Source organism: Cellulomonas sp. P1_C4 (genome assembly GCF_056406355.1).
The window spans coordinates 182,908-192,724 of the sequence record NZ_JBFUAI010000006.1 but is presented as its reverse complement, the minus strand read 5'-3'; the positions used below and the strand labels follow the sequence as shown (position 1 = coordinate 192,724).

The 9,817-nt window shown below is 73.8% G+C and carries 12 protein-coding genes and 1 pseudogene; 7 read left to right on the top strand and 6 right to left on the bottom strand.

Translation table 11 applies throughout. From position 1 onward, the window contains the following. On the bottom strand, positions 1 to 453 hold the full coding sequence (locus AC1DYZ_RS06595; RefSeq protein WP_477064404.1) for a DUF6325 family protein: 453 nt from the start codon (positions 451 to 453) through the stop codon (positions 1 to 3). 29 nt (positions 454 to 482) lie between these two features. Further along, positions 483 to 890, bottom strand: coding sequence for an SHOCT domain-containing protein (locus tag AC1DYZ_RS06590; protein WP_477064403.1), 408 nt, complete (start codon positions 888 to 890; stop codon positions 483 to 485). Between the two features lie 220 nt (positions 891 to 1,110). Between AC1DYZ_RS06590 and AC1DYZ_RS06585 the strand changes: the two genes are divergently transcribed. The 4 genes from AC1DYZ_RS06585 (at position 1,111) to AC1DYZ_RS06570 (ending at position 4,575) form a co-directional block, all read left to right on the top strand. Further along, positions 1,111 to 3,402 (top strand): winged helix-turn-helix domain-containing protein, encoded by a 2,292-nt coding sequence (locus tag AC1DYZ_RS06585; RefSeq protein WP_477064402.1) that lies wholly within the window; start codon positions 1,111 to 1,113, stop codon positions 3,400 to 3,402. A gap of 25 nt (positions 3,403 to 3,427) precedes the next feature. Then, entirely contained in the window at positions 3,428 to 3,664 is a 237-nt protein-coding gene (locus AC1DYZ_RS06580) for a hypothetical protein (RefSeq protein WP_477064401.1), read from the top strand. 87 nt (positions 3,665 to 3,751) lie between these two features. Beyond that, positions 3,752 to 4,018, top strand: coding sequence for an SHOCT domain-containing protein (locus tag AC1DYZ_RS06575; protein ID WP_477064400.1), 267 nt, complete (start codon positions 3,752 to 3,754; stop codon positions 4,016 to 4,018). Positions 4,019 to 4,071: 53 nt separating this feature from the next. Next, complete coding sequence (locus AC1DYZ_RS06570) at positions 4,072 to 4,575, top strand: hypothetical protein (protein WP_477064399.1); 504 nt, start codon at positions 4,072 to 4,074, stop codon at positions 4,573 to 4,575. 12 nt (positions 4,576 to 4,587) lie between these two features. Here AC1DYZ_RS06570 and AC1DYZ_RS06565 read toward each other — a convergent pair whose 3' ends face one another. From AC1DYZ_RS06565 to AC1DYZ_RS06555, 3 genes are read right to left on the bottom strand one after another with little or no spacing between them, the layout of a single operon-like run. Further along, on the bottom strand, positions 4,588 to 4,983 hold the full coding sequence (locus AC1DYZ_RS06565) for a hypothetical protein (protein WP_477064398.1): 396 nt from the start codon (positions 4,981 to 4,983) through the stop codon (positions 4,588 to 4,590). Between the two features lie 19 nt (positions 4,984 to 5,002). Continuing rightward, positions 5,003 to 5,941, bottom strand: coding sequence for a hypothetical protein (locus tag AC1DYZ_RS06560; RefSeq protein WP_477064397.1), 939 nt, complete (start codon positions 5,939 to 5,941; stop codon positions 5,003 to 5,005). A 9-nt stretch (positions 5,942 to 5,950) separates the two neighbouring features. Beyond that, positions 5,951 to 6,532, bottom strand: a complete 582-nt coding sequence (locus AC1DYZ_RS06555; RefSeq protein WP_477064396.1) for a CGNR zinc finger domain-containing protein — start codon at positions 6,530 to 6,532, stop codon at positions 5,951 to 5,953. Positions 6,533 to 6,590: 58 nt separating this feature from the next. Between AC1DYZ_RS06555 and AC1DYZ_RS06550 the strand changes: the two genes are divergently transcribed. Further along, a complete protein-coding gene (locus AC1DYZ_RS06550; protein WP_477064395.1) occupies positions 6,591 to 8,114 on the top strand; it encodes an MFS transporter in 1,524 nt (507 codons plus the stop codon). Between the two features lie 22 nt (positions 8,115 to 8,136). Here the strand turns inward: AC1DYZ_RS06550 and AC1DYZ_RS06545 are convergent. Next, positions 8,137 to 8,394 (bottom strand): annotated as a pseudogene (locus tag AC1DYZ_RS06545) (methyltransferase domain-containing protein); the annotation flags it as partial. A gap of 2 nt (positions 8,395 to 8,396) precedes the next feature. Here AC1DYZ_RS06545 and AC1DYZ_RS06540 point away from each other — a divergent pair. Together AC1DYZ_RS06540 and AC1DYZ_RS06535 are read left to right on the top strand one after the other, a co-directional pair. Beyond that, positions 8,397 to 8,969, top strand: coding sequence for a DUF2238 domain-containing protein (locus tag AC1DYZ_RS06540; protein ID WP_477064394.1), 573 nt, complete (start codon positions 8,397 to 8,399; stop codon positions 8,967 to 8,969). Continuing rightward, the gene (locus AC1DYZ_RS06535) at positions 8,966 to 9,697 is read left to right on the top strand and encodes a glycosyltransferase family 2 protein (protein WP_477064393.1); all 732 of its coding nucleotides are present in this window, start codon (positions 8,966 to 8,968) and stop codon (positions 9,695 to 9,697) included. The genes AC1DYZ_RS06540 and AC1DYZ_RS06535 overlap by 4 nt, the downstream gene beginning before the upstream one ends. Positions 9,698 to 9,817: the final 120 nt, after the last annotated feature.

Below are 9,817 nucleotides of genomic sequence, written 5' to 3'. Positions count from 1 at the left end.
TCAGGCCTCCTCGAGTGCGGCGTCGGCCTCGATCGACGCGATGATCGCCTGGATCGGGATGCGGCCGTCGGCGATGAGCTGGCCTCCGGAGCGACGGGCGGCGGACGCGAAGCCCGCGGCCCACAGGTTCTCCCAGATGAGCACGCCGGCGACCGTGCCCGCGTCCATCGCGGCGGCGAGGTTCTCCACGTCGTCGGCCGCGAGGAGCTCGGCCAGCTCGGCCTCGATCTTCTGCAGCTCGCCCAGCTGGGGGATGTCGGACAGCTCGATGGCGTCCACCGACCCGTCCTCGTTCTTGGTCAGCACCAGCACGTCGATCACGCGGATGGTCCCGGCGTCGACGAGCTTGATCAGCTCGTCGATCATCTCCCCGGTGAAGCTGCTCTGTCCGGCCGGGAACTCCACGACGACGTAGTCGACGGGTCCCAGCTGGTCCAACGATGTCTCGCTCATCAGATCGTCCTCACTTCTCGGTAGGTGGCTCAGGATCCGAGCGCCGCGGCCTTGAGCTTCGCGAACTCGGCCTGGTCGATGGCACCGGAGTCGAGCAGCGCCTTGGCCTGGGCGATCTGGTCGGCCGGCGAGGACGACGGCGACGACGCGGTCGCGGTGCGGATCCGGTCGTCGAATGCGGACTGGGCCGCCTGCATCTGCTTGGCCTGGCGTTCGCCCATGCCCTTACCCCGGACGATGAGGTAGAGCAGGATGCCCAGGAACGGCAGCAGGATCAGCAGCACGACCCACAGGGCCTTCGCGCCGCCGCCGGTGTCGGGGTCGCGGAACAGGTCGCTGAAGATGGCGATCAGCAGCCAGAACCAGATGATGAAGAGGAAGAACTCCAGCATCCAGAGCAGCACGTCACCGCTTCCGAACGTCGCGGACAGGTCCATGGCGGGGCTCCTTCGTGGTGGAGACGAGCACCCGTCGCGTGCGCGGGCAGTCGCGAGACCCGTGTCGGGGGCTCGGTGCGATCGTCCGACGGCCGGTCGGGGTGCGGGATCACCCCCCGCCACGTTCACCCGGGTGACCGCGACCCCGAACGCCCGATCTGCCCGGTCTGACACCTTCCCGGGCTAGGGTTTCACCGAAGCGGCCCTGGGGAGAGAGTTCGTGGTGCACGACATCGGCTCGGAGCGGGCAGGCACGCCGCGGCGGACGCTCGATCTCGGCGTGGTCCGGGCGAAGCTCGCCCCGCCCCGACCGCCGCGCGGCTCGGTGCCGCGACCCGCGCTCCTGAACACGCTGCGCGAGGGTCGCGGTCACCCGCTGACCTTGGTCTCGGCGCCCGCGGGGTACGGGAAGACCACCCTGCTGGCCGAGTGGGTCCGGGCCGATCCGTCCGAGCGGTTCGCCTGGGTGACGCTCGACGCGGGCGACGGCGAGCCGGAGCGGTTCTGGACGCACGTCGTCGCCGCGCTGGCGATGGCCGAGGCGGGCGTCGGCGAGGCGACGCTGGCCGCGATGCGCGCCCGACCGGCGCAGATCGTCGACGTCGCACTCCCGCGGCTGTACGACGAGCTGGCCGACGGTGCCGACGACGTCGTCCTCGTCCTCGACGACTACCACCGCGCCGAGACCCCGGCGATCAGTGCGCAGCTCGCGGAGTTCATGCGCTACCGGCCGGCGCGCGTCCAGCTGGTCGTCGCGACGCGCTCGGACCCGGCCCTGGGGATCGCGCGGTTGCGGGCCTCGGGTGACCTGGTCGAGGTCCGTGCGGACGCGCTCCGGTTCGACGACGCCGAGGTGACCCGCTTCTTCGACGGGATCGGCGTCGCCGGGCTGACCTCCGACCAGGAGCGACGGCTGACGGAGCGGACCGGCGGGTGGCCGGCCCCCCTGCGCCTCGCCTCCCTGCTCATGCCGACGGTCGGCCGCTCGGCATTCATCGACCAGTTCTCGGGTGCCAGCCGGCACGTCGTCGACTACCTCTCGCGGGACGTCCTCGAGCTCGTCGAGCCCTCCACGCGCCAGTTCCTGCTCCAGGTCTCGATCCTCAGCAGGCTCAACGGCCCGCTGTGCGACGCGGTGGCCGGGACGACGGGGTCGGGCGCGTTGCTGGCCGACCTCGAGCGGGCGAACCTGTTCATCTCGGTGGACAGCGCGGGGGAGTGGTACCACGCCCACCAGCTGTTCAGCGAGGCGCTGCGCGTCGAGCTCACCCGGACGAGGCCCGACCTGGTCCCGGCGCTGCACGCGCGGGCCTCCGCGTGGCTCGAGGCCGCCGGTGACCTCGAGGCGGCGACCGAGCACGCGATCGCCGCGCGCGACGTCGCGGTCGCGTCCCGCCTGGTCGCCGGTCAGGCACAGCCGATGTCGGTCAGCGGGCGCCGCGCGAAGCTCGACCGGTGGCTCACGGCGCTGTCCTGGCCCGAGGCGCGCCGCGACCCCGCTCTCGCGTTCGCGCGCGCCCTCACCGCGAGCCTGGACAACCGCCTCGACGAGGCGACGGAGTGGCTCGATGTGGCGCGCACCGGGCCCCTGGATGAACGGGACGCCGGTGGCCTGACGCTCGGCTTCCGGGTCGACTTCCTCGACAGCGTGACCGGTGTCCACGACGTGGCGCGGGCGCAGGCGGCGGCCCTGCGCGCCATCGCCGGGGCGCCGAACCGCAGCTGGCACGGCATCGCGCTCGCGTGCCTGGGCCAGGCGCAGTACCTGCTGGGCGACGCCGAGGCGAGCGAGACGCTCCAGCGCGGGGTGGGCGAGATCTCCGACGCCAACCCGATCATGCTGGCCTTCGCCGTGGGCAACCTGGGCCTGGCGGAGTCGGCGGCCGAGGCAGCGAGCCACGCGGACCCGCTGCTCGACCGCATGACCGAGGCGCTCCGCGTCGCCGGAGCCGACCGCTCCCTGCCGGGCGCGATCCTGGCGCTGGCCCAGGGCGAGCGCGCGCGACGCCTCGGGGACCCGCAGGGCGCGCTGGCCGAGTACCGGTCGGCGATCGACGTCCTGGAGGACATGCCACGGAGCACCTGGCTGGCCAACGCCTTCCTGCTGCTGGCTGCCGGCCAGCGCCACGTGGGCCAGGGCGCCGCGGCGCTGGAGTCCGTCGACCGGGCGCAGGAGATCCTCGACCGCCTACCCGGCCCCGGCGCGCTCGTCGCGCGCGCGGCGGCCCTGCGCGACCAGCTGGCCGCCCCGACCCGTCACGCCGCCGAGTTCGGGGAGGAGCTGTCCGAGCGGGAGGTCGTCGTGCTGCGGCTCGCCGCCGACGGTCTGCAGCAGCGGGAGATCGCCGACCAGCTGTTCATCTCGTACAACACGGTGAAGTCCCACCTGAAGGCGGCGTACCGCAAGCTCGGGGTCGCGTCGCGGGACGCCGCGATCGCGAGGCTTCGCGCGATGGACGACGAGGTCGACCCGACCACCCGGGTGAGCAGCCCCGTGGGTGGTCCGTCGTGACCATGCGGTCGCGCACGATGCGCAGATGGTCCTCTGCACGATCGTCGTCGCCGGAGAGCTCGACGCGCGCTTCGGCGACGCCTTCGAGGGGATGACGCTCACGGCGGGCGAGGGCCGGACGGAGCTGATCGGGTGCCTGACGGACCAGGCGCACGTCCAGGGCGTCCTGCACCAGCTCTTCGACCTGGGGCTCGAGGTGCTGTCGTTCTCGACGAGCCCGCCACCGCCGACCGCTCACCCGGGTGAGCGCGCGTACGGGTGAGCAACCCGGTCGACGCCGGGCAGAGCATGGCCTGAGGTAGACCGTGGCGGGGCCACCGGGCCCAGCCCCAGCAGAAGGAGCATCGAGATGCCGCGCATGTTGAGACGGGCCGCAGTCCTGGGGGCCACGGCCCACGTCGCGTCGAAGCGTGGCGAGGCTCGAGGCGCGGCGGAGGCGGAGCAGCAGGCCGCGGCGGCCCCGGTCGCGGAGGCACCGCCCGTGGTCCAGGCGCCCCCCGCGGCACCGCCGGAGGACAAGTACGAGGAGCTCACCAAGCTCAAGGGCCTCCTCGACGCCGGCATCCTGACGCAGGAGGAGTTCGACGCCCAGAAGCAGAAGGTGCTCAACGCCTGAGCGACCCGTCCGATCCGTCACCACCCACCCCAGACCGCACCCAGGAGATCAGCATGCCCATCGGACCTGTTCAGCTGCTCGTGGTCGCCTTCGACCAGCCGAACTTCACCGGCGAGATCCTCGACGAGCTCGCGTACCTGCGTGACAACGACCAGATCCGGCTGATCGACGTGCTCGTCGTGCAAAAGAACGATGCCGGGGCCATCGAGGCGTTCCGGCAGAGCGACCTCTCGATCCCCGAGGCCGAGGAGTTCGGCGCCACCGTCGGTGCGCTGCTCGGGCTGGGCCTGGCGGGGCAGGAGGGTGCCGAGGCCGGCGCCATCGCCGGCGCCGACGCCGGCTCGGACGGCCATCTCATCGACGACTCCCAGGTGTGGAACGTCGCGGACTCGATCCCCGACGGCAGCGCCGCCGCGATCGCGCTCATCGAGCACATCTGGGCGATCCCGCTGCGCGGGGCGATCGCGCGGGCCGGGGGCGTGCCCGTCACCGACGCGTGGGTCCACCCGCTCGACCTGGTGGACGTCGGCCTGCTCGCGTCCGACGAGCTCGACTAGCGGGAGCGGCGGCTACTCGCGGCCGCCGTTCGTCACCTGGGCGCCCGTGGCCGCCGCGAGTGCCTCCAGGTCGCGCCGGGCGTGCCGGTGCGAGGCGGACACTCGCACCTCCCCGCCCAGGCCGGACTGCTCGACGCCGGGATCCGCGGTCAGCAGCAGGAGGGTTCGGCCGGCACCCTGCGGCACGAGGTGTGCGGCGACGCGGTAGTCGATGCCGTACCAGCGCCCCGAGCCGCCCGCACCCTCGCCCGGGGTCGCGGAGTCGATCGCGACGTCGGCGTGCTCGAGGTGCCAGGTCGCGCCGGGGAGGGTCTCGCCGGCACGTGCAGCTCTGGTGAGTGCCTGCCAGGCGACCTCCTTCGACACCGGAAGGTCGATGCTCGACTCGGTCTCCTTGGGGACGCCCATCTGGCGATTGTCTACCTGCTCAGCTCCCGGCGTCCCACCACGCGAGCACCCGCAGTGCGCGCAGGGTGTTCCACCGGCTCGGTAGGCCCACGCCGTCCTCGAGGTCGAAGTGGACCCGACCCGCGGGGACGCGGTCGAGCAGCCACCGTCCGTCGGGCTGCTGCCGCGAGCGGACGTGCTCGACGGCCTCCGCCGTGCGAGGGTCCGGGTCGGCGCCCGCGCCGCGGAAGTAGTCGAGCGCGCGCAGCACGTCGTACTGCCAGTAGTAGGGGAACGCGAGGTCGAGGTACGTGGGATCGGCGACCTCGCCGGTGCTCAGTCGTCGGAACAGGCTGCGCCGGAGCAGGTACTCCTCGCCGCTGTGCCGGGCCTCGCGGACGGCGGGCGACCCGCCCGTCGCGCGCTCGAACGCCAGCAGCCCGTCGAGCACGTCGATCGTCGTGTCGAACGAGGACCGCACCGACCCGTTCTCGACCTCGCAGTTCCACCCGCCGTCGGGCAGGCGCTCGCCCAGCACCCGGTCGACGAGAGGGGCGACGTCCACCCCGAAGTAGGCGCCCGACTCGATGGTCCGGCCGTTGATGCAGGGCTCGACCTCCCCGTCGAAGTACCGCTGGCCCGCGTGCTCCCACCTCCCGTTCTCCGCGACGAGCGTGACGGCGCGGCGGGCCGAGGCGGACGCCGGGTCCAGGCCGAGGAGCTGCAGGGTCTGCAGCGTGTGCATCGTCGCGGTCCACGGCTGACCGGGCTCGTCGCCCGCGTAGCCCGCGGGGAAGCACGCGCCGCCCGCCCACAGCCCGTCGGCGTCCTCGAGCGCCAGCAGCCGAGCGCCCCAGCCCTCGTGCTCGACGCGTGCCCGCTCGGCCTCGACATCGTCGGGGGATGCGCCCGCGAGGTCACGCAGCACCTGCCAGCGGATGGCGGGGTCGCCCTCGAGCAACCACTCGATCACGTCCATCGGTCCAGGCTAGGCGCGGCCGGTCCGGGCGGCGTAGGCGCGCCTCATCTTGACGCGGTTGCCGCAGTCGGTCATCGAGCACCACCGGCCCGACCGGTTGCGCGACGCGTCGTAGTACGCCCACCGGCACTCGTCGCGGGCGCACACCTTGAGCCGCTCCCAGACGCCGTCGGCGCGGGCCTGGTCGACCGCCGCGAGCAGYCGGGCCACCGCGGTCGCGACGGGTGCGGGATCTGCGGGCGCTAGGGTGCGGTCGCCCACGGCGTCGAACCGGACGACGAGCGCCGTCGAAGCGAGCGCCGCGTTGAACCGGTCGAGCGTGGGTGCGTCGGCGGCATGGCCGGCGTTGACGAGCAACAGCTGGCGCAGGCCCTCGCGGACCGCGACGGCGCGCTCGACCTCAGCGTCGTCGAGCGCGCCCGCCGGGCCGACGAGGCCGTGCGCGTCCAGCCACGCGCCGAGTGCGGCGGGCGACGACAGCTCCTCGGTGCCGGCCGCCAGATCGGCCGAGTTGACGAAGTCCTTCACGACGAGCGCGGCGGGCGGGATCTCGGCCCGGACGGTCGCGTCGGCACTTCCCACGTCGCGCATAACACCACTCTAACCGTCTGAGTGGTGTGACACCGCTCACAGCGGTTGACTGGTGTGTATGGCCGAGACCCAGATCCGCGCCGGGACACGCGAGTGGACGGCCCTCGCTGTGCTGGTGCTCCCGTGCCTGGTGGTGTCGATGGGCTCGAACGTGCTGCACCTCGCACTCCCGGCGATCTCCGAGCAGCTGCGCCCGACGAACGAGCAGCTGCTGTGGATCGTCGACGGTTACGTGTTCCTGCTGGCGGGCTCGCTCATGACGATGGGTGCCCTGGCGGACCGGGTCGGCCGTCGGCGGCTGCTCCTGCTGGGCGGCGGCGCCTACGGCGTGCTGTCCCTGCTGGCGGCCCTGTCCACGACCCCGCAGATGCTCGTCGCCGCGCGCGTGTTGCTCGGCGTCGCGGGCGCCACGCTCATGCCGTCGACGCTGTCGCTGATCCGCTCGATGTTCGTCGACGCCCGCCAGCGCAGCACGGCGCTGGGGGTCTGGACCGCGAGCTTCGCGCTCGGCGGCGTGATCGGTCCTGTCGTCGGCGGGCTGCTGCTCGGCGCCTTCTGGTGGGGGTCGGTGTTCGTCGTCGCTGTCCCGGTCATGCTGCTGCTCGTGGTGCTCGGCCCGCGCCTGCTGCCCGAGTTCCGCGACGAGGACGCGGCACCCGTCGACCTGCGCAGCGCCGGGCTCTCCGTCGTCGCCGTGCTCCTGGTCGTGTACGCCGTCACCCGGCTCGCCGAGTCCGGCGCAGGCGCTCAGCCGCTGGTCGCGCTGGTCGTCGGCTCGGCGGCGGGCGTCGGTTTCCTCACCCGTCAGCGCCGGCACCCCACGTTCGGGCTCGAGCTCTTCCGGCGACGGACGTTCGCGCTCCCGGTCGCGACGAACGCGATCGCCTTCTTCGTGCTCTACGGGATGCAGTTCCTGCTCGCGCAGTACCTGCAGCTCGTGCTCGGGCTCTCGCCGCTCGAGGCGGGCCTCTGGACGATCCCGTCGGCGCTCGGCTACCTGGCCGGGTCCGTGGCCGCGCCGCGCGTCGCCCACCGGCTGCGCCCGGGCGCGGCGCTGGCCGCCGGCCTCGTGGTGTCCGCCCTGGGGTTCGCCCTCCTCGTGCCCGTCCCGGACGGCGGGGGGCTGCCGCTCTACGTGGTGGGATCGGTGATCCTGTCGATCGGCCTCGCACCCGTGTACGTCGTCGCCACCGGGCTGGCAGTGTCCGCCGCGCCGGTGCGACAGGCCGGGAGGGCGTCCGCCCTGCTGGAGACGTGCACCAACCTCGGGGGAGCCCTGGGCATCGCGGTGCTCGGGAGCGTCGCGGGCGTGGTGTTCCGCGACGGGATGGCCCCGCCGCCGCCAGACGAGGTCCCCGACGAGGCGTGGCAGGCGGCGCACGGCACTCTCGGGCGCGCGATCGACGTCGCCCGCGACCTGCCCCCGTCGGCCGCCGGCGAGCTGCTCGACGCGGCGCGTGGAGCGTTCGGCGACGCGTTCCAGTCGACGCAGCTGCTCGGCGCCGTCCTCCTGGCCTTCTCAGCGGTCGCCGTCGCGGTGCTGCTGCGTCGCGTCCCCCACCACTCGTCGAAGGACGCGTAGGCGGCCACGATCTTGGCCGGGTCACGCGGACCAGCTCCGCCAGCCCCGCGACGGGGTCGGTCACGAACGGGACGACGAGCTGCGCGGCGACGAGGTCGACGGCGTCGTCGGCGGACGGCAGCGACTCGCACAGGGCGAGGTGTACCCGCAAGCCGGGGCCGACGGACCGAGTCTCGCCCGGCGCGACCGTCGGCCGTGGCGCACCATGGGGGTCCGGGTCGAGGAGCTGCCCGTGCTCGGAGGTGCGGCGCGGGCCGGATCTCGACCCCGGAAGGCGCACCCATGCTGCAGGCGTCCGCGTGGCCGCGCCGCGTCGTCCCTGGTGATCTCGTCCGGGCGCTCGCCGCGGTCAGCGTTGTCGTCGGGACCTGGCTGTCCGGGCCTGTGGCGACCGCGCTCTTCCTCCTCGTTCTCGGCGGGTCGCTCGTTCCGCGGGTGATCGGGGTCCCGGCGTCGCTCGACGTGGCGTACTGCGGTGCCCTCCTGCTGGCGGCCTGGGCCGCGCAGCTCGGGTGGTACGACGCGGTGGGTTGGCTGGACGTCGCGGTACACGCGGTCGCGACCGGCCTGGTCGCGCTCGTCGCCGTGCTCGCGCTCGTGCGCTGGGGTGTCCTGCCCTCGGACCTCGTCGACGGCGCCCGCCGCCCACGGTGGGGGAGCGTCGTGCTCGTCGCGGGGACGGGCGGCGCGCTGGCGGTGCTGTGGGAGATCGGCGAGTGGGCGGGGCACACCTTCCTCGACCCGAGCATCCACGTGGGCTACCAGGACACGGTCGGCGACCTCGCCGCGGGGCTCACCGGCAGCGTCGTCGCGGGGCTCGCGCTGGCCCGCCGACGTCGGCTCGTCGTCGCATGAGCCGCCCGACCGTCTCGGTCGTCATCCCGGTCCGCGACGACGCGCCCGCGTTGCGCGAGTGCCTCGAACGCCTGAGCCGCCAGACGGTCGCACCGTCCGAGGTCGTGGTCGTGGACAACGGGTCGTCCGACGCCACGGCCGCGGTCGCCAGGGCGTGGGGCGCCACCGTGGTGTCGGAGCCGCGCGTCGGCATCCCGAGCGCGGCCGCAGCCGGGTACGACCGCGCCCGCGGCGACGTCATCGCCCGCCTCGACGCGGACTCGCGCCCCGACCCGCGGTGGGTGGAGCGCATCGCCGCGCGCATGGCCGACGACCCCGGGCTCGACGCCGTGACGGGCTCCGGTCGGTTCTTCGACCTGGCTCCGATGGTGCGGGACGTCGCGTCCGGTGCCTACCTGGGTGCGTACTACGTGCTGGCGCACCTCGCGCTCGGCCACACCCCGCTGTGGGGGTCCAGCATGGCGGTGCGCCGCAGGTCGTGGCTGGAGGTCCGGGCCGCCGTCCGGCGCGACGACCCCGAGGTGCACGACGACCTCGACCTCGCGTTCGCGCTCGGTCCCGGTCGGCGGATCCGGTTCGACCCTTTCCTGCGCGTCGGGGTGTCCGCCCGGTCGCTGCGCGGGCACGCGCAGCGCGTGCACAGGCTCGACCGCGCCTGGCGGACGCTCCGGCTCAACTGGCAGGACGCGCCGCCATGGCACCGGTGGTGGGCGCGCCTGGCGCGGTGACCGGGCTGAACGGCTCAGCCATGCACCACGCCCGCGCTGCCCCGCGTGCCCCGGCGCCTGGAGATCCGCCCGCGGGAACGCCGGCTCGATCGCAGGCGATCTCCTCGGGCGGGGGGGCTC